The 17,850-nt window shown below is 67.4% G+C and carries 16 protein-coding genes; 6 read left to right on the forward strand and 10 right to left on the reverse strand.

The window, feature by feature from the left end; translation table 11 throughout:
- Positions 1-39: 39 nt before the first annotated feature.
- The gene (locus ACTJKF_RS10200) at positions 40-840 is read right to left on the reverse strand and encodes an outer membrane protein assembly factor BamE (protein ID WP_440623414.1); all 801 of its coding nucleotides are present in this window, start codon (positions 838-840) and stop codon (positions 40-42) included.
- Between the two features lie 142 nt (positions 841-982).
- Here ACTJKF_RS10200 and fur point away from each other — a divergent pair, with 142 nt between their 5' ends.
- Positions 983-1,411, forward strand: a complete 429-nt coding sequence (gene fur, locus ACTJKF_RS10205; RefSeq protein WP_011350926.1) for a ferric iron uptake transcriptional regulator — start codon at positions 983-985, stop codon at positions 1,409-1,411.
- Positions 1,412-1,658: 247 nt separating this feature from the next.
- Here the strand turns inward: fur and ACTJKF_RS10210 are convergent, their stop codons facing one another.
- From ACTJKF_RS10210 to ACTJKF_RS10220, 3 genes are all read right to left on the reverse strand, one after another.
- The gene (locus tag ACTJKF_RS10210) at positions 1,659-2,183 is read right to left on the reverse strand and encodes an ureidoglycolate lyase (protein ID WP_440623415.1); all 525 of its coding nucleotides are present in this window, start codon (positions 2,181-2,183) and stop codon (positions 1,659-1,661) included.
- 13 nt (positions 2,184-2,196) lie between these two features.
- Positions 2,197-3,204 (reverse strand): allantoicase, encoded by a 1,008-nt coding sequence (gene alc, locus ACTJKF_RS10215; protein ID WP_440623416.1) that lies wholly within the window; start codon positions 3,202-3,204, stop codon positions 2,197-2,199.
- 104 nt (positions 3,205-3,308) lie between these two features.
- The gene (locus ACTJKF_RS10220; protein ID WP_440623417.1) at positions 3,309-4,628 is read right to left on the reverse strand and encodes a C4-dicarboxylate transporter DctA; all 1,320 of its coding nucleotides are present in this window, start codon (positions 4,626-4,628) and stop codon (positions 3,309-3,311) included.
- A gap of 212 nt (positions 4,629-4,840) precedes the next feature.
- On the opposite strand from ACTJKF_RS10220, the gene ACTJKF_RS10225 reads away from it, so the two are divergent.
- The gene (locus tag ACTJKF_RS10225) at positions 4,841-5,563 is read left to right on the forward strand and encodes a FadR/GntR family transcriptional regulator (protein WP_440623418.1); all 723 of its coding nucleotides are present in this window, start codon (positions 4,841-4,843) and stop codon (positions 5,561-5,563) included.
- Positions 5,564-5,611: 48 nt separating this feature from the next.
- Here ACTJKF_RS10225 and cynR read toward each other — a convergent pair whose 3' ends face one another.
- Positions 5,612-6,502, reverse strand: coding sequence for a transcriptional regulator CynR (cynR, locus tag ACTJKF_RS10230; protein ID WP_440623419.1), 891 nt, complete (start codon positions 6,500-6,502; stop codon positions 5,612-5,614).
- Between the two features lie 312 nt (positions 6,503-6,814).
- Here cynR and ACTJKF_RS10235 point away from each other — a divergent pair, with 312 nt between their 5' ends.
- Positions 6,815-8,014 (forward strand): MFS transporter, encoded by a 1,200-nt coding sequence (locus ACTJKF_RS10235; RefSeq protein WP_440623420.1) that lies wholly within the window; start codon positions 6,815-6,817, stop codon positions 8,012-8,014.
- A gap of 102 nt (positions 8,015-8,116) precedes the next feature.
- Here ACTJKF_RS10235 and gap read toward each other — a convergent pair whose 3' ends face one another.
- Both gap and tkt read right to left on the reverse strand, forming a co-directional pair.
- Positions 8,117-9,127 carry a type I glyceraldehyde-3-phosphate dehydrogenase gene (gene gap, locus ACTJKF_RS10240; RefSeq protein ID WP_014898111.1) on the reverse strand — a complete coding sequence of 337 codons (1,011 nt, stop codon included), beginning with the start codon at positions 9,125-9,127 and terminating at the stop codon, positions 8,117-8,119.
- Positions 9,128-9,215: 88 nt separating this feature from the next.
- Complete coding sequence (gene tkt, locus ACTJKF_RS10245) at positions 9,216-11,288, reverse strand: transketolase (protein WP_440623421.1); 2,073 nt, start codon at positions 11,286-11,288, stop codon at positions 9,216-9,218.
- A gap of 218 nt (positions 11,289-11,506) precedes the next feature.
- On the opposite strand from tkt, the gene speE reads away from it, so the two are divergent.
- From speE to ACTJKF_RS10260, 3 genes are all read left to right on the forward strand, one after another.
- Complete coding sequence (gene speE / locus ACTJKF_RS10250) at positions 11,507-12,364, forward strand: polyamine aminopropyltransferase (RefSeq protein ID WP_440623422.1); 858 nt, start codon at positions 11,507-11,509, stop codon at positions 12,362-12,364.
- 202 nt (positions 12,365-12,566) lie between these two features.
- Positions 12,567-12,983 carry a VOC family protein gene (locus ACTJKF_RS10255; RefSeq protein WP_440623423.1) on the forward strand — a complete coding sequence of 139 codons (417 nt, stop codon included), beginning with the start codon at positions 12,567-12,569 and terminating at the stop codon, positions 12,981-12,983.
- Between the two features lie 17 nt (positions 12,984-13,000).
- Complete coding sequence (locus ACTJKF_RS10260; RefSeq protein ID WP_440623424.1) at positions 13,001-13,768, forward strand: 16S rRNA (uracil(1498)-N(3))-methyltransferase; 768 nt, start codon at positions 13,001-13,003, stop codon at positions 13,766-13,768.
- A gap of 294 nt (positions 13,769-14,062) precedes the next feature.
- Here ACTJKF_RS10260 and ACTJKF_RS10265 read toward each other — a convergent pair whose 3' ends face one another.
- The 3 genes from ACTJKF_RS10265 to ACTJKF_RS10275 form a co-directional block, all read right to left on the reverse strand.
- Positions 14,063-14,626 (reverse strand): barstar family protein, encoded by a 564-nt coding sequence (locus ACTJKF_RS10265; protein ID WP_440623425.1) that lies wholly within the window; start codon positions 14,624-14,626, stop codon positions 14,063-14,065.
- Positions 14,627-14,642: 16 nt separating this feature from the next.
- Positions 14,643-15,074: a ribonuclease gene (locus ACTJKF_RS10270; RefSeq protein WP_440623426.1), complete on the reverse strand. Its 432-nt coding sequence runs from the start codon at positions 15,072-15,074 to the stop codon at positions 14,643-14,645.
- Positions 15,075-15,460: 386 nt separating this feature from the next.
- The gene (locus tag ACTJKF_RS10275) at positions 15,461-17,761 is read right to left on the reverse strand and encodes an NADP-dependent malic enzyme (protein WP_440623427.1); all 2,301 of its coding nucleotides are present in this window, start codon (positions 17,759-17,761) and stop codon (positions 15,461-15,463) included.
- Between the last annotated feature and the right edge of the window lie 89 nt (positions 17,762-17,850).

The following is a 17,850-nucleotide window of genomic DNA, read 5'->3' on the forward strand; positions in this document are numbered from 1 at the left end:
CGGGCGGCGCATGCCGCCCTGCTTCCGCATGCCGGCCGCTTATTGCGACTGGGCCGGCGCGGTGAGCGGCTGGTTCTGCAGGTTGTCCGAGCCTTGCGGGCCAACGGGCGGCGGCGCCTCGTTCGACACGTTCGGCTGCGGCGGACGATGGAACTGGAACTGCGGCTGGATCGCCGGCGCGGCGCCCGGCGGCTGGCCGCCCGGCACCGGCGCGCCGCCCGAAGCCTGCGCGGACGGCGTGAAGCGGCGGGCGGCCGAACCCTGGCCCGGCACCTGGTTGGTCGCCCGGTTCGCCGCGCGTGCGGCCTGCGCGTTCGCATCCTGGTCGACCGCCGCGGCGGACGCCGGCTCGGCGGACGGGCTCGCGGCAGCAGTTGCCGCGGCAGCACTCGCGGCGGCGGCTTCGGACGCCTTCTTCGCCGCGGCGGCGGCCTTCGCCTTCTTGCCGCCGCGGTCGCCGTCGATGTCGGCCAGCAGGTCGAGTTCGGACGGCAGGTTGTCGGCGCCCGCCCAGCTCGCGAGGCGATCGCCCGAGAACGTCAGCACAAGATCGCGCTGCTGGACGACGGACGTCGAGCCGCGCTTGAAGTAGAAGAGGTAATCCCAGCGGTCGGCATGGAACATGTCCGACAGCAGCGGCGTGCCGAGCAGCGCGCGGACCTGCTCGCGCGTCATACCGGCCTGCAACTGCGCGGCCTTCTCCTGCGACACGAAGTTGCCCTGCACGACAGTGATCCGATAGGGCGTGATGCTCTGCGCGATGCGCTGCGTCACGCTGTCGTACGACGAACAACCAGCCAGCGCGGCAACGGCGGCGGCAGCGATGATGGCACTCCGCATGCGACTCCTCTGAAGGTGCGAAAGAAATTCCGGGAACATTTCCGTCACCGTGCTGGCCCGCGTCGCGAGCCGCGCGTGTTTCTGGAACGGCGAAAAGCCGGTAACATTGAAGCCCTGCATTGTACTCTAGGGATGCCTAGCCATGACCAATCCGACGGATCTCAAGAATATCGGGCTAAAGGCCACCCTACCGCGCCTCAAGATTCTCGAGATCTTCCAGCAAAGCCCGGTGCGTCACCTGACGGCCGAAGATGTCTACCGCAACCTGCTCAACGAGCAGCTCGACATCGGGCTCGCCACGGTTTACCGCGTGCTGACGCAGTTCGAGCAGGCCGGCCTGCTCACGCGCAGCAACTTCGAATCCGGCAAGGCCGTGTTCGAACTGAATGAAGGCTCGCACCACGATCATCTCGTCTGCCTCGATTGCGGCCGCGTCGAGGAGTTCTTCGATGCCGAGATCGAAGGCCGCCAGCAAGCGATCGCGAAGGAACGCGGCTTCCGGCTCCAGGAACACTCGCTCGCGATGTACGGCTCCTGCACGACCGAGAACTGCCCGCACCGCAAGCACTGATCCGCACCCTGCGCGCACGCGCGACGGCCCGGCCGGCATCTCGCCGCCCGGGCCGTGTCGTTTTCGGGACCAGAATGAAAACGGCCCGCACATCGCGTGCGGGCCGATTCAGGAACGTTTTCAATCGATCCCCGCGGCGGCGCGCGTTGCTGCCGCCGCGCGACGCCTGATCCGCCTGATCCGCCTGATCCGCCTGATCCGCTTGATCCGCCTGATACCCGACGCCTGATACCGCCCTCGCCGCGCGTCAGGCCGCGCTCGCGCAGGCCGGCTCGAACTCGAGCGCCCACGCGTGGTCGAGCGGGATCTCGTCGCAGTTCGGCTGCGAGCCGCCGCGGTCGACGATCACGAAGTCGCTGACCGCGTCGAGCGCGAGCAGTGGATGGTGCCAGACGCCCTTCGCATAGTTCACGCCCTGCCAGCCCTCGGCCAGGAACGCACGCATCGCGTCGGGGCGGAACTCGCCGGCCGGCGCGACGACGATCGCGTAGCGCGACACGGCCGCGAGCGGGATGAACGCCTGGCTGCCGTGCGGATGGCGCTCCATCAGCGTGATCGCGACCGGCAGCGCGCGCGGCTGCGCGCGGAACACGCTGACGAGCGGCCGGCCGCCGTCCGCGCAGACGTCGATCGTCGCGAGATCATGGAAGCGCTCGGTCGTGCCGCCGTTGATCGGGAAGTGCCGCGCGCCTTCGAGCGCGATCACGTCGCCGAACGGCGCGAACGCGTCGCGGGTCAGGCGCTCGACGCGCAGGATGTGGGGTCCGCTCATGCCGTTGCCTCCTTCAAGCCGGCTCGCCCCACAGACGCAGGCGCGACACGCCGCCGTCCGGGAAGATGTTGAAGCGCACGTGCGTGACGGGGCCGAGCGCCGCGAGCTGGTCGAACGTATGCACGTGGTCCATCTGCAGCTTCTGTTCGCCGAGCAGCTCGGCCCAGAACATCGCCTGCGTGACGAGCGAATCGTCGGTGCCGCCCGCCACCCGCGCGGCCTGCAGCGAACAGCGGTCGGGGAAGTTGCCCTTGAAGAACGCCGTATCGACCTCGACGCGGCGGATGATGCCCGGCCGCGCCAACGCGACGATCGCCCAGTCGTTGCCAGGCTCGCGGCGGCGCCGCGTTTCCCAGCCGTCGCCCATGTTCGCGCCGCGCCCCGGCATCAGCATCTGCGAGGCCGGACCAAAGTGCTGGTTGTTCGCCGCCACGAGATGGCCGCCGTTCTCGATCGCCGCGAGATCGACGAGCTCGCCGGCCGGCACATCGCGCCAGTCGCGCTGCGGCTGGCCGTACACGCGCAGCCGCGCGAGGCCGCCGTCCGGATACAGGTTCACGCGCAGGTGCGTGACCGGCTGCCCATCGTCGACACTCACGTAGTGATGCGAATTGCCCTGCAGCGTCGTCGCGGGGACGATCGTGCGCCACTCCGCGTCGTCCGGCGGCGAGTCGCCGTCCACCGCGCACGCCTCGATCGACGCGGCCGGCGGGAAGTTGCCGGTGAAATGGCTCGTATCGAGATCGACGCCGTGGATCACGCCCGGCCGCGCGAGCCGCACCACGCAGAAGTCGTGGCCGGTGGTGCGCTTGCGGCGCGTTTCCCAGCCGTCCATCCACTTGCCGTGGTCGTCGTATTTGCCGGGAATGAACACGGCCGGCTCGGGATTCAGCATGCGCTCCTTCGGTGCGAAGAATTCGTCGCTGGCGAAGAGCGCCTGCGCGCCCAGGCGCGGGTCGGCGAGGTTCATGTAGCGCCGCGTGAAGGCCGGCGCGTTCGGATCGAGGATGGGGGCTGCCATGTCGTCTCCACTATTTTGAGTAGCGCCGGCGCGTCGTCGCGCCGGCCGCGGGAAATTCGCTTCGCGCGAAGCGGTCGGTGAAACCGCTGCGCGCGGGGGTGCGCTCAGAGCGCGTGGGCCTGGTCACCGGCGATCGGTGCGGCGCTGCCCGGCGCATCGGCCACGTAGCGCAGTTCGCGGTTCAGCACGCGCTTCGCGCGAGCCCGGTCGATGTCGTTCTCCCACACCGCGACGACCACCGTCGCAACGCAGTTGCCGATCAGGTTGGTCACCGCGCGGGCGATGCCGACGAACCAGTCGACCGGCAGGATCAGCACGAGGCCGAGCACCGGAATCGCGGGAATCGCCGACAGCGTCGCCGCGAGGATCACGATCGCCGAGCCCGGAATCCCGTGCGCGCCCTTCGACGTGACGAGCGACACGAGCAGCACGACGATCAGGTCATGCGTGGACAGTGGCGTATTGGTGGCCTGCGCGATGAACAGCACCGCGAGCGTCAGGTAGATCGAGAAGCCGTCGAGGTTGAACGAATAGCCGGTCGGGATCACGAGGCCGACCGTCGAATCCTTGATGCCCATGTATTCGAGCTTGCTCATCACCTGCGGCAGCACCGCGTCCGACGACGCCGTGCCGAGCACGATCGACAGCTCCTCGCGCAGGTAGCGGATCAGCTTGAACACCGAGAAGCCCGCGAGCCGCATCACCGCGCCGAGCACGACCGTGACGAACACGAAGCAGCTCAGGTAGAACACCGCGACGAGGTAGCCGAGCTGCTTGAGCGACGCGACGCCGTACTTGCCGGTCGTGAACGCGATCGCGCCGAGCACGCCGAGCGGCGCGAGCTTGATGATGAAGCCGATGATCCGGAAGAACACGTGCGACAGTTCCTCGATCAGGCTGTTCACGCGCTGCGCCTTGTCGCCGAGCAGCGACAGCGCGGAACCGAACAGCACCGCGAACACGAGGATCTGCAGGATGTCGCCCTTCGCGAACGCGTCGATCGCGGTCTCGGGGATGATCTTCATCAGGTACCCGGCCGTGTCCTTCAGGCTTTCGGCGTTCTTCGCGTACGACGCGAGCGACGCCGCGTCGAGCGAGCGCAGGTCGATGTTCATCCCGACGCCCGGGCGTGTGAGCCACGCGAGCACGAGCCCGATGCCAAGCGCGATCGTCGTCATCACCTCGAAGTAGACGATCGCCTTCAGGCCGACCCGGCCGACCTTCTTCAGGTCGCCCGCATTGGCCATCCCGCTGACCACGACGCAGAACACGATCGGGCCGATGACCATCTTGATGAGTTTCAGGAAGCCGTCGCCGAGTGGTCGCAACGACTCGGCAAAATGCGGGAAGAACGCGCCGAGCGCGACCCCCAGGATCAATGCGACGACTACCCGGCCAAACAGCGAATTGAGGAATTTCGACACGGCGCTCTCCCGATCCAACGGTTGCAGTTTCGTCTGTTCATACTGGTAAGACCAGTGATGTTATGGTGGATAGTAGGAAGCCGATATAGTCGCGTCAAGGACAGATCAAATAGGGATTTCCCGCCCTTCCCCGCTCGCGTCGGACGCACCGGAAAGGGGCGGATCGTGGCTTTCCCGTAGGGCGGTCGTGCACCGCACGCGTGCGGATTACAATGCTGGTCAGACCGGCCATCGTTCACATCATGAAAAACGTTCCGCATACCGTGACCGACGCCGCCATCGCGACGATCCGCGACCGGATCGAAGCAGGCGTGTATCCGGTCGGCAGCCTGCTGCCGGCCCAGCGCCAGCTCTCCGAGGAGCTGGAGATCAGCCGCGCGTCGCTGCGCGAGGCGCTGTCGACGCTCGAGGCGCTCGGGATGCTGCGCATCCGCGCCGGCAAGGGCGTCTATGTCGAAAGCGCGCAGGCCACGGCCGCGCATCCGTGGCAGTTCGCCGAGCAGTCGTCGCCGCCCGACACGTACCAGATGCGCTACGCGCTCGAAGGGTTCGCCGCGCGGATGGCCGCGCACGTCGTCAGCGACGACGACATCGCGTGGTTCGAGGACAACCTCGCCGACCTGCACGTCGCGCTGACCGACAGCGCGCTCGACGAAGCGTCGCGGCTCGACTTCGACTTCCACATGCGGATCATCCATCTCGCGGGCAATGCGGCGATCGAGTCGGTGCTGCGCAGCAGCGCGGACATCATGAAGGAAAGCCAGCGCATGCCGTTCTACCGGCGCGAGCTGCTGCTGTCGACCTGGCACGAGCACCGTGCGATCGTCGACGCGCTGATCGCCCGCGATGCGGCCGCCGCGGGCACCGCGATCGAAACGCACATCGCGAACGCCGCGCAGCGCGCGGGCATCTTCTTTCCGACGCCGGGCGCCTGAGCGCCAACGCGCGCGGCCGCCGCGGCCACCGCTCCCCGGTCGTACCGGTCATCCCCCTGAAGGATCGCGATACGCGAGCGCGCGCTCGATGAACGCGCGCGCCGCGACGCTGCGGTACGCACCCTTGCGCGTGAGCAGCGCGGCCGTGCGCGTCGGCAGCGGCGGATCGAGCTCGAGCGCGCACAGGTCGCCGCTCTCGCGCGCGACCGCGTCCGGCAGCACCGTCGCGAGCCGCCCGCAGCGCACCAGCTCCAGCACCGCGCTGACCGTGTTCGTCTCGATCGCGATCTTCGGCTGCGCGCCCTGTTCGATGAAATAGCGGTCGATGCTTTCCCGCGTCGCGAACGCGCAGCTCAGCAGCACCAGCGGCTCGCCGGCAAGTTCGGTCGCGCTCAGCGCGCGGCGGCGGCGGGCGAGCCGGTGCGTGCGTCCCGTCACGAGCGCAAGCGGTTCCTCCCACAACGGCAGCGCGTCGATCTCCGGCGCGCGCGGCGGCACGAACGCGAAACCCGCGTCGAGCCGGTCGTCGGCGAGCAGCGCCTCGATGCGCTCCTGCGGCATCGCGTCGATCGTCAGCGCGACGTTCGGAAAATCCGCGTGGAATGCGTCGATCAGCGAGCCGCTCAGGTAGGCCGCGAAGGTCGGCATCATCGCGAGCCGCAGCGAACCGCTGCCGAGATCGGCGACGTCATGCAACGCACGCTGCCCGGTCTCGAGCTCGTGCAGCGCCGCGCGCGCATGGCGCGCATAAACCTCGCCGAATTCGGTGAGCCGCACCGTGCGGCCCGAGCGGTCGAACAACTGCACGCCGAGCAGGTCCTCCAGCTGGCGGACCTGCTGCGACAGCGTCGGCTGCGACACGTGCAGCGCGTCGGCCGCGCGCGTGAAGCTGCGCTGCTCGGCGACAGCCAGGAAATAGCGGATATGACGGAGAAGCATCGCGGCTCAGGTATTGGTGATGCCAATGGATACCATAATGATCCAGTCTTGGACGCTATGATTCGATTCCCGCATCATACGCACTTCCGCTCCCACACACGGCGCCTGGCCGCCGCACCGGAGCGGCACGCCCGGGCCGCCCTCCCCTCGCCCGCCGCACGACGCTCCGCCGCCGCCTCATCCAGGCGCCGGCCACGCTCCGCCCGGCGCGCACCGGTTCATCGCCGACTCGTTGACGCCGGCCCCGATTTCCGCCACCCCGCGCAGCCGGGCGCTCACGCCGCCGGCCGGCGCCGCTGCTTATTCGCGACCATGGAACCGCATCAAGACAACCATCCTCCGCTGACCCGCGCCATGACGCTGCTGTTCGCCTGCGCGTGCGGCATCGTCATCGGCAACATCTATTACGCACAGCCGCTGCTCGCGGCGATCGCGCACAGCTTCGGCCGCGCGCCCGCCGAACTCGGCTATCTCGTCACACTGACGCAGCTCGGCTATGCGGCGAGCCTGCTGCTGATCGTGCCGCTCGGCGACGCGGTCAACCGCCACACGCTGATCGTGCGGCTGCTCGTGCTCAACGTCGTCGCGCTGGTGGCGGTGGCATTCAGCACGAACTTCACGATGTTCGTCGCCGCGAACATCGCGCTCGGCTTCGTCACCTGCTCGACGCAGCTGCTCGTGCCGTTCGCCGCGTCGCTCGCCGATGCGCGCACGCGCGGCCGCGCGGTCGGCACCGTGATGAGCGGGCTGTTGCTCGGCATCCTGCTCGCGCGCGTCGCGGCCGGTGCGATCGCCGACGGGTTCGGCTGGCGCACGGTGTACGGCGTCGCCGCGGTGATGATCCTCGCGCTGACCAGCGTGCTCGCGCTCAAGCTGCCGAAGGATCGCCGCCACGCGCGGCTCGACTACGCGGCACTGATGAAGTCGCTCGTCGCGCTGCTGCGTGCGCAGCCGCTGATCGCGCTGCGCTCGGCCTACGGCGCGCTCGTGTTCGCGTGCTTCAGCCTGCTGTGGACCGGCCTCACGTTCCTGCTGAGCCAGCCACCGTACGGCTACTCCGAAGGGCAGATCGGCCTGTTCGGGATCGTCGGCGCGGTGGGCGCGCTCGCGGCCACGTCGGCCGGCAGGCTCGTCGATCGCGGCCACGGCAATGCGGCGACCGGGCTGTTCGCGGCCGCGGTGCTCGCGTCGTTCGCGCTGATCGCGACCGGCGCGCATTCGCTCGTCGCGCTGATCGCGGGCATCCTGCTGCTCGACGTCGGCGTGCAGGGCATGCACATCTCGAACCAGAGCGTGATCTATGCACTCGCCGGCAACGCACGCAGCCGCGTGACGACGATCTACCTGACGAGCTACTTCGTCGGCGGCGCCTTCGGGTCGTTCGCGGCGAGCGTTGCGTATGGCCTCGCCGGCTGGCGCGGCGTGTGCATCGCGGGGGCGGCGCTCTCGGGCGTGCTGATCGCGCTGTGGCTCGCGTCGCAACGCGTCGGCGCAAGGCAAGTCACGCAGTAGGCGGCTTGCGCGCGCCGGCCAATGAAAAAGCCCGGCCGGAAAAACCCGGCCGGGCTCGTTCGCCGTGCAGGCCGCCTTGCGGCGGCCGCGCGACGTGCGGGATTACTTCGCGTTCGCGAATGCGACTGCCGTATCCAGCATGCGGTTCGAGAAACCCCACTCGTTGTCGTACCAGCTCGACACCTTGACGAGGCGGCCCGACACCTTGGTCAGCGTTGCGTCGAACGTCGACGAAGCCGGGTTGTGGTTGAAGTCGATCGACACCAGCGGTGCGTCGTTGTAGCCGAGGATGCCCTTCAGCGCGCCTTCCGATGCTTCCTTCATGATCGCGTTGACTTCCTCGACCGTCGTGTCGCGCTTCGCGATGAACGACAGGTCGACGACCGACACGTTGATCGTCGGCACGCGGATCGCGTAACCGTCGAGCTTGCCGTTCAGTTCCGGCAGCACGAGGCCCACGGCCGATGCAGCACCCGTCTTCGTCGGGATCTGGCTATGCGTAGCCGAACGCGCGCGGCGCAGGTCTTCGTGGTAGACGTCCGTCAGCACCTGGTCGTTCGTGTACGCGTGGATCGTCGTCATCAGGCCGGTTTCGAGGCCGATCTTGTCGTTCAGCGGCTTGACGAGCGGCGCGAGGCAGTTCGTCGTGCACGATGCGTTCGAGATGACGGTGTGCTCGGCCTTCAGCACGTTGTGGTTCACGCCGTAGACGATCGTTGCGTCGACGTCCTTGCCGCCCGGCGCCGAGATGATCACCTTCTTCGCGCCGCCCTTCAGGTGCGCGCTCGCCTTTTCCTTCGTCGTGAAGAAGCCCGTGCATTCCATCACGACGTCGACGCCGAGTTCGCCCCACGGCAGTTCAGCCGGGTTGCGGTTCGCCAGCACGCGGATCTTGTCGCCGTTCACGACGAGGTAGTCGCCGTCGACCGACACTTCGCCCGGGAACTTGCCGTGTGCGGTGTCGTACTGGGTCAGGTGCGCGTTGGTCTTCGCATCGCCCAGGTCGTTGATCGCGACGATCTCGAGATCGTGCTTCTTGCCGTTTTCATAAAACGCGCGCAGCGTGTTGCGGCCGATACGGCCGTAGCCGTTGATTGCGACGCGGATCGTCATGGTCTATCTCCTGATGGCTGAAAAAAATTCGTGTCGTGCAGCTTCACGGTGCGACGCGCGCGAGGGGTAGCGCGCGTCGCGAATGCTGTTAGGCCAGCACGGCCTTCGCGGTCTCGACGACGTGCTCGACGGTGAAGCCGAAGTACTTGAACAGCACGCCGGCCGGCGCCGATTCGCCGAACGTGTCGATCCCGACGACGCCGCCTTCGAGGCCGACGTACTTGTGCCAGAACGCGGTCACGCCCGCTTCGATCGCGACGCGGCGCACGCCGTGCGGCAGCACGCGTTCGCGGTATTCCGCATCCTGGCGGTCGAACACGTTGGTCGACGGCATCGACACGACGCGGGCCGCGATGCCTTGCTGGGCGAGCGGCTCGATCGCCTTCATCGCGAGTTCGACTTCCGAGCCCGTCGCGATCAGGATGATCTTGCGCGCGACGATCTCTTCGTCCCAGTCCTTCAGCACGTAGCCGCCCTTCTCGATGTTCGCGATCTGCGCGTCGGTACGCGGGTTGAACGCGAGGTTCTGGCGGCTGAAGATCAGGCTCGACGGACGGTCGGCGGCGATCGCGTGGGTCCAGGCAACGGCCGTCTCGACCGTGTCGGCCGGACGCCACACGTCGTGGTTCGGGATCAGGCGCAGGCTCGACACGTGCTCGATCGACTGGTGCGTCGGGCCGTCTTCGCCGAGGCCGATCGAATCGTGCGTGAACACGAAGATCGACGGGACCTTCATCAGCGATGCGACGCGCAGCGCGTTGCGGCTGTAGTCGGAGAACGTCAGGAACGTGCCGCCGAACGGCTTGTGGCCGCCGTGCAGCGCGAGGCCGTTGATCGCGGCGCTCATGCCGAATTCGCGCACGCCGTAGTTGATGTGGTTGCCGAGCAGCACGCCCGCGCCTTCCGGATTCGCGCGCACCGCCTTCGATGCCTTCCAGTTGGTCAGGTTCGAACCGGTCAGGTCGGCCGAGCCGCCGAGCAGTTCCGGCAGTGCGGCGGCGAGCCCTTCGATCGCCTGCTGCGACGCCTTGCGGGTTGCCACCGTCTCGCCGCGCTCATTGGCGCCGGCGATGATCGCCGCGGCCTTCTCGGTCCAGTCGGCCGGCAGCTTGTTGGCCATCCGGCGCTCGAATTCGGCGGCTTCTGCCGGGAATTTCGCGCGATAGGCGGCGAACGTCGCGTCCCATTCGGACTCGGCGCGCTTGCCGGCTTCCTTCGCGTCCCATGCCGCATAGACTTCCTGCGGAATCACGAACGGCTCCCAGGTCCAGCCGAGTGCCGCGCGCGTCTTCGCGATTTCTTCCGCGCCGAGCGCCGCGCCGTGCACGTCGTGGCCGCCGGCCTTGGTCGCCGCGCCCTTGCCGATCACCGTCTTGCAGCAGATCATCGTCGGCTTGTCCGACAGCTTCGCCTTCGCGATCGCCGCGTCGACCGCGTCGACGTCATGGCCGTTCACGTTCGGGATCACGTTCCAGCCGTAGGCCTCGAAGCGCTTCGGGGTATCGTCGTGGAACCAGTTCACGACGTCGCCGTCGATCGAGATGCCGTTGTCGTCGTACAGCGCGATCAGCTTGTTCAGCTTCAGCGTGCCGGCGAGCGAGCAGGCTTCGTGCGAGATGCCTTCCATCAGGCAGCCGTCGCCGAGGAACACGTACGTGTGGTGATCGACGATCTTCGCGCCGTCACGGTTGAACTCGTCGGCCATCAGCGCTTCGCCGAGCGCCATGCCGACCGCGTTCGCGAGACCCTGGCCGAGCGGGCCGGTGGTCGTCTCGACGCCCGGCGTGATGCCGTATTCCGGGTGGCCCGGCGTCTTCGAGTGCAGCTGGCGGAAGTTCTTCAGCTCTGCCATCGGCAGGTCGTAGCCGGTCAGGTGCAGCAGCGAGTACAGCAGCATCGAGCCATGGCCGTTCGACAGCACGAAGCGGTCGCGGTCTGCCCAGTGCGGGTTCGTCGGGTTGTGCTTCAGGTGGCGCGACCAGAGCGCGACGCCGATTTCGGCCATGCCCATCGGCATGCCGGGGTGGCCGGAGTTCGCTTGCTGAACGGCGTCCATCGCGAGCGCACGGATCGCGTTGGCCATCAGGGTGGTGGAGGCGGGAGACGAAGTCGTCATGTCGAGTCCGGAGAACGAGTCGAGGAAACGGGGGCACGGCGGCATCCGGAAGCTCGAGCGTCAATCGTTCCCGGCGCACGGTGCGGCGCCTGACGGACGCGAAGCGGACGGAGCCTACGGACGAGGCTGCAAAGCTCGACATTTTAACAGATGGGCTGACATTTCCCTTGTCGGCGCGTGGTGTTCCGGCACCCTTTTCCGCGAAACCGCACGCCTCCTATAATTCAGACGTCGGAACTGCCCGCCCCGAGTGGCCCCCGCCCTTGAGCACGACCCTTCTTTTCCATCCCACGCCCGACGCCGCGTACGGCTTCCCGAACGCTCGCCGGCTCGCGCACGTCGCGTCGCCGCACCAGCACATCGAGGTCTGGGAAACCCCGCAGCTCGGCCGTCTGTTTACGCTGGACGGCCGGCCGATGACGTCGGTCGGCGACGAATACGTGTACCACGAGTGCATGACGCACCCGGCCGCGCTCGCGCATCCGTGTCCGAAGAAGGCGCTCGTGCTCGGCGGCGGCGACGGCGGCGCCGCGCGCCAGTTGCTCAAGCACGCGTGCATCGAACGGATCGTCGTCGCCGAGCTCGACGACGAAGTGGTCGGCATGGCGCGTCGCTATCTCGATGACGTGCACCAGGGCGCGCTCGACAACCCGCGCGTCGAGGTCGTGATTGGCGACGCCGCACATTTCGTCACGTCGACCGTCGAGCATTTCGATCTCGTCGTGTTCGATCTCACGCCGCCCGATTCGCCGGCGGCCGGCCTCTATACGCGCGAGTTCTATGCGCGGCTCAAGCGGATCCTCACACCGTGCGGCGCGATCTCGATCCATCTCGGTTCGCCGGTGTTCCACGCGGCGCGCATCGCCGCGCTGCTGGCCGACCTGCGCGCCAGCTTCGCGGTCGTCGATCCGCTGTCCGCGCATGTGCCGCTGTACGGCTCGCAATGGCTGATGGCGATCGCGAGCGACACGCTCGATGCGGCCGCGCTGTTCGCGCATGACGTCGACGAACGTCTCGCCGCGCGCCGGGTGCAGGGCCTGCGCTACTACGATGCGCGGCTTCATGCGGCCCTCTTTGCCCTGCCGTGCGCGCTGCGCGATACACTGGGCGTTCGCCGCTGAGCTTCCGGGCACACGCATCGTTCCGCACGCCGGTCGCGATGTCGCGCGCGCCCGGCCCGCGACGCACCGGCCCGGAACGATTGGGGCACCCGCCGGCGTACCCGCTTGCCCGAGTTGCCCGGGGTGCCCATACCCGCCGAACCGCCATGCATGGAACCGGAGTAGCCGCTCAAGCGCCAACCGTGTTCAACAGGAGATTTTCATGACCGATCCACGTCCGGCCAACGTGCCTTGGTTGACGCCTTATCTGGCCGTGCACAACGCGCCCGCGGCCATCGAGTTCTTCAAGGCCGCATTCGGCTTCGAGCTGCGCGACGTCCTCGACGAGGACGGCGCGATCATGCACGTCGAGATGACCTACCGCGGGCAGCTGATCGTGATGTTCGCGCCGGAAGGCGCGTTCGGCTCGATCGCGCTCACGCCGAAGAGTGCGCACGCAACCGCTCCGCAGTCGTTCTATCTGTATGTCGACGACGTCGACGCGACCTGGCAGCGCGCGCTCGACGCGGGCGCGAAATCACTGAGCGCGCCGCAGGACCAGTTCTGGGGCGACCGCTTCGCGCAGATCGAGGATCTCGACGGCTACCGCTGGGCGCTCGGGTGCCGCCTGGACGCATGAACGGAGCCGCGATACAGATGAGTGAAGCCACCACCACCGCGGCCGTGCCGCGCTTTTTCGTCGAAGCGGCGCTGCGCGCCGATGCGACGCTCGCGTTGCCGGCCGACGTCGCGCGTCACGCGCAGGTGCTGCGACTGCAGCCCGGCGACGCGCTCGCGCTGTTCGACGGCAGCGGCGGCCAGTATCGCGCGCGCATCGTCGAGATCGACAAGCGCAGCGCACTCGCGCAGATCGAAACGTTCGACCCGGCGGAAGCCGAGCCGCCCTATCGCGTGACGCTTGCGCAAGGCATCGCCGGCGGCGACAAGATGGACTGGGTGATCGAGAAAGCCGTCGAGCTCGGCGTCGCGGCGGTCGTGCCGCTGTCGACCGCACGCGGCGTCGTGAAGCTGTCCGGCGAGCGCGCGGACAAACGCGTCGCGCACTGGCGCGGTGTCGTGCGCGCGTCGTGCGAACAATGCGGCCGCAACCGCGTGCCCGACGTCGCGCCGGTACGCGGCTTCGGCGCATGGCTCGACACGCTGCCGGCCGCACCGGCCGATGGCGAGTTGCGGCTGCTGCTGTCGCCGCGCGCGAGCATCCCGTTCGCCTCGCTGCCCGACGCGCCGCCCGCGGCGGCCGTCACGCTGCTGATCGGGCCGGAAGGTGGGCTGTCGCCGGACGAGGAAAACGCGGCCCGCGCATACGGGTTCACCGCGCTGTCGCTTGGGCCCCGCGTGCTGCGCACCGAGACGGCTGGCGCGGCCGTGCTCGCGGCGCTGGCCGCGCGCTGGGGCGGCTGGTGATGCGCTGAGCATGCCGGGCAGCGGCTCGGCTCCGGCACTGCCCGAGCCGGACCGCTGCCGGAGCGCGACGTCACGCGCGGGCCCGGATCGCCGCACGATGGTTTGTTTTGGTGCTCCGGCGCGGCGGTTGCCGCCGTCGGGCCGACCGAGATTGTCCCGAAAAACGGCGCCAGATGAAAGGCGAGTGTCAGAAAACGATGTCTGGCGCCGGCCGGCCTGCGCCGCGCGGACGCAAAAAAGCCCGCACGAGGCGGGCTTTTTTGCCAAACCGGCCGTAGCCGACGGATGCGCGGCTTACGCGAACGAATAGAACACGCGGAACGCGACCTTGCGCTCGCCCCAGAACTCGGCGGCTTCGCGGAACACGTCGAGCAGCGTCTCGCGCCCTTCCTTGTCGAACTTCTGCGCGATCGGCAGCCCTTCGAGGACGATCACGAAACCGGGCTGCGCACCGGCCTTCGCGACGAGATCGGTCAGGCAGTCGTACAGCGCGTCGTAGTTCTTCCCGAAATGTTTCGGAAACAGGAACGACGTCGCGATCGTCTCCATCACTTCCTGCTTCGACTGCGCGGCACCGCAATACGCGTACAGGAAATGCTGGCCGAGCCGACCGGCTTCGTCGGCGAGATCCTGCACGCGGAACGCGCGGATCGACTGCACGAGATTGGGTCGCACGGTCGTGAAAAGGCTCATAGGCTCCTCGTTCGATGAAAGCCCGGGTTCGGCTTCCTGTTGCTCCGGCGCGCCGCCGGCCTGTGCCGCCGCGTTCAGTTCGATCACGCGCTGAAACAGATTGCCGTCGCCGGCCGCGAACAGTTCCGCCGCCGCCGTATCGTGCGCGTAGATGGAGTCGCTCATGCCATTCGTCCCGAAGTCATTCAACAATACGTTTAAAACTGTTGTAGTGGTCGTCCGTGTAATAACAGTTGTCGACCCGGCGCAACGGCCCGCCACAGACGATCCGGCGCGCGCCGCGATTGCGTGCGCGTGGCGTCGGCACCGTGTACTCGTGGTAGAAGCCGCGCTTCGCCTTCGGCAGGATCCGCTCGCGGTTGCCGAAGACGACGCCGTCTTTCTCGTACGGATAGGGGCCACCGGCGCCGATCAGACCGAGCGTGGTCACGGCCTCGCGCGGCAGGCGGGCGGTCGGGATCGTATCGACCCCGCCGACGGCCAGGTCGGCCGAAACGGCCTGCCGTGCGTAAGCGGCGGAAACCAGACTGCCCGTCGGTGTGCCGACGATACCCATCGCGAACATCGCGAAGACGGACGCGAGCGCGCCGTTGCGGAGCCACTTGCGTGCCATGAACCAGGGTTCCCGCTGTTAAATCAAGTAGTTGACGACCATCCAAAGGCGTTAGCGTAGCGCTATTGTCCGCGCGAATCAATGTTCGTTTGGGAATCGAAAGGCTGACGCCGCACGGAATCGCGCATTTTTTACCGAAATAAGACTACATTTATCTTGCATGAGATAGAATACGGGCGGCATCTCTCGCATGGCAAGACCCTGCCTCCTTGCCGCGCTCACTACCCGGAGTGGAGAGATGCTGCTGTTGCTTATGGGAAGCGCGTGTGCGCCCTGCCCGACGGCGTGCCCATTGCGGGCACGCCTCTTTTTGCTTTTGTTTACAATTTCGCCCGCCGCGCGGCCCCGGTTCGACCGGTGCCGCGCGTTCGTCTTGCGCCCGGGGTTCAGCGCGTGGCGTTCACGTCGGCAACCAGCAGCGCCGCCATGTTGACGATGCGGCGAACGGTCGCCGATTCGGTCAGCACGTGCACCGGCTGAGCCGCGCCCAGCAGGATCGGCCCGATCGCGATGTTGTTGCCGGCGGCCGTCTTCAGCAGGTTGTACGCGATGTTCGCGGCGTCGATGTTCGGCAGGATCAGCAGGTTCGCTTCGCCTTCCAGCGTCGATTCCGGCAGGATTTCCTTGCGCAGCGCCGCGTCGAGCGCGACGTCGCCATGCATTTCGCCGTCCACCTTCAGCTCCGGCGCACGTTCCTGCAGGATCGCGAGCGTATCGCGCATCTTCTTCGCCGAAGGTGCGTTGCTCGTGCCGAAATTCGAGTGCGACAGCAGCGCGACCTTTGGCTCGATGCCGAACCGGCGCACTTCTTCCGCGGCCATGATCGTGATCTCCGCGAGCTGTTCCGGGGTCGGATCGACGTTCACGTGCGTGTCGACGAGGAAAATCTGGCGGCCCGGCAACACGAGGCCGTTCATCGCCGCGTACACGCTGCAGCCCGGGCGCTTGCCGATCACCTGGTCGATGAAGTGCAGGTGGCGGTGCGTGGTGCTGATCGTGCCGCAGATCATCCCGTCGGCTTCGCCCTTCTTCACCAGCATCGAGCCGATCAGCGTCGTGCGGCGGCGCATCTCGACGCGGGCAAGCTGCTCGCTGATGCCCTTGCGCGCCATCATCTTGTAGTACGTCTGCCAGAAATCGCGGTAGCGCTCGTCGTGCTCGGTGTTGACGACCGTGAAATCGGTGCCCGGCGTGAGGCGCAGGCCGTAGCGCTGAATACGGTGCTCGATCACCGACGGGCGGCCGATCAGGATCGGCTTCGCGAGTTTCTCGTCGACGATGATCTGAACGGCGCGCAACACGCGCTCTTCCTCGCCTTCCGCGAACACGACGCGCTTCTTCTCTTCCGGCGCGGCGCGCGCGATCTGGAAGATCGGCTTCATCGTCGTGCCGCTGTGGTACACGAACTGCTGGAGGTGAACGCGGTACGCCTCCATGTCCTCGATCGGGCGCGTCGCCACGCCGCCGTCCATCGCGGCCTGCGCGACGGCCGGCGCGATCTTGACGATCAGGCGCGGGTCGAACGGCTTCGGAATCAGGTATTCGGGCCCGAACGACAGATCCTGGATCCCGTACGCGGTCGCGACGATGTCGCTCTGCTCGTGCTGCGCGAGTTCGGCGATCGCGTTGACGGCCGCGATCTCCATTTCACGCGTGATCGTCGTCGCGCCGACGTCGAGCGCGCCACGGAAGATGAACGGGAAGCACAGGACGTTGTTGACCTGGTTCGGGTAGTCGGTGCGGCCGGTGGCCAGCACGGCGTCCGGGCGCACTTCGAGTGCGAGTTCCGGCAGGATTTCCGGCGTCGGGTTCGCGAGCGCGAGGATCAGCGGGCGCTCGGCCATGCCCTTCACCATCTCCTGCTTCAGCACGCCGGCGGCCGACAGGCCGAGGAAGATGTCCGCGCCGTCGATCACCTCGGCCAGCGTGCGGGCTTCGGTTTCGCGGGCGAAACGCTCCTTGTCCGGGTCCATCAGCTCGGCACGGCCCTTGTAGACCACGCCGGCCAGGTCGGTCACCGTGATGTTCTCGATCGGCAGGCCGATGTCGACCAGCAGGTCCAGGCATGCGAGTGCGGCCGCGCCCGCGCCCGACGCGACCAGCTTCACCTTCTTGATGTCCTTGTTGACGACCTTCAGGCCGTTCGTGACGGCCGCGGCCACGACGATCGCGGTGCCGTGCTGGTCGTCGTGGAACACCGGGATCTTCATCCGCTTGCGCGCTTCGCGCTCGACGATGAAGCAGTCGGGCGCCTTGATGTCTTCCAGGTTGATCCCGCCGAAGGTCGGCTCCAGCGCGGCGATCACGTCGACCAGCTTGTGCGGGTCCGACTCGTTCAGCTCGATGTCGAACACGTCGATGCCGGCGAACTTCTTGAACAGGACCGCCTTGCCTTCCATCACCGGCTTCGACGCGAGCGGGCCGATGTTGCCGAGCCCGAGCACCGCCGTGCCGTTCGTGACCACGCCGACCAGATTGCTGCGCGCGGTGAAGCGCGCGGCGTTCAGCGGGTTCTCGACGATCTCCTCGCACGCATACGCGACACCCGGCGAATACGCGAGCGCGAGGTCGCGCTGGTTGATCATCTGCTTGGTCGGAGCAATCGCGATCTTCCCGGGCGTCGGGAATTCGTGATAATCGAGAGCGGCTTCGCGAAGCTTGGCTTTGGAGGAGGCTTGGGTCGACATGTGTCTCTTGACGGGCGGATTAGAATAACTGTTCGACGGCATTGTAGCGCCAATCGAAGGCCGCCAGACCGGCGATTCGGGTGCAACAG

The organism is Burkholderia sp. 22313 (assembly GCF_052045245.1).
Classification (GTDB): domain Bacteria; phylum Pseudomonadota; class Gammaproteobacteria; order Burkholderiales; family Burkholderiaceae; genus Burkholderia.

Excerpts from the sequence above, each read along its gene's own strand:
- fur (WP_011350926.1), top strand. The coding sequence starts at position 983 with ATGACCAATCCGACGGATCTCAAGAATATCGGGCTAAAGGCCACCCTA.
- gap (WP_014898111.1), bottom strand. The coding sequence starts at position 9,127 with ATGACGATCCGCGTCGCAATCAACGGCTACGGCCGTATCGGCCGCAAC.
- ACTJKF_RS10255 (WP_440623423.1), top strand. The coding sequence starts at position 12,567 with ATGACCGATCCACGTCCGGCCAACGTGCCTTGGTTGACGCCTTATCTG.
- tkt (WP_440623421.1), bottom strand. The coding sequence starts at position 11,288 with ATGCCGCCGTGCCCCCGTTTCCTCGACTCGTTCTCCGGACTCGACATG.
- ACTJKF_RS10260 (WP_440623424.1), top strand. The coding sequence starts at position 13,001 with ATGAGTGAAGCCACCACCACCGCGGCCGTGCCGCGCTTTTTCGTCGAA.
- ACTJKF_RS10265 (WP_440623425.1), bottom strand. The coding sequence starts at position 14,626 with ATGAGCGACTCCATCTACGCGCACGATACGGCGGCGGCGGAACTGTTC.
- cynR (WP_440623419.1), bottom strand. The coding sequence starts at position 6,502 with ATGCTTCTCCGTCATATCCGCTATTTCCTGGCTGTCGCCGAGCAGCGC.
- ACTJKF_RS10235 (WP_440623420.1), top strand. The coding sequence starts at position 6,815 with ATGGAACCGCATCAAGACAACCATCCTCCGCTGACCCGCGCCATGACG.
- ACTJKF_RS10200 (WP_440623414.1), bottom strand. The coding sequence starts at position 840 with ATGCGGAGTGCCATCATCGCTGCCGCCGCCGTTGCCGCGCTGGCTGGT.
- ACTJKF_RS10210 (WP_440623415.1), bottom strand. The coding sequence starts at position 2,183 with ATGAGCGGACCCCACATCCTGCGCGTCGAGCGCCTGACCCGCGACGCG.
- ACTJKF_RS10275 (WP_440623427.1), bottom strand. The coding sequence starts at position 17,761 with ATGTCGACCCAAGCCTCCTCCAAAGCCAAGCTTCGCGAAGCCGCTCTC.
- alc (WP_440623416.1), bottom strand. The coding sequence starts at position 3,204 with ATGGCAGCCCCCATCCTCGATCCGAACGCGCCGGCCTTCACGCGGCGC.
- ACTJKF_RS10225 (WP_440623418.1), top strand. The coding sequence starts at position 4,841 with ATGCTGGTCAGACCGGCCATCGTTCACATCATGAAAAACGTTCCGCAT.
- ACTJKF_RS10270 (WP_440623426.1), bottom strand. The coding sequence starts at position 15,074 with ATGGCACGCAAGTGGCTCCGCAACGGCGCGCTCGCGTCCGTCTTCGCG.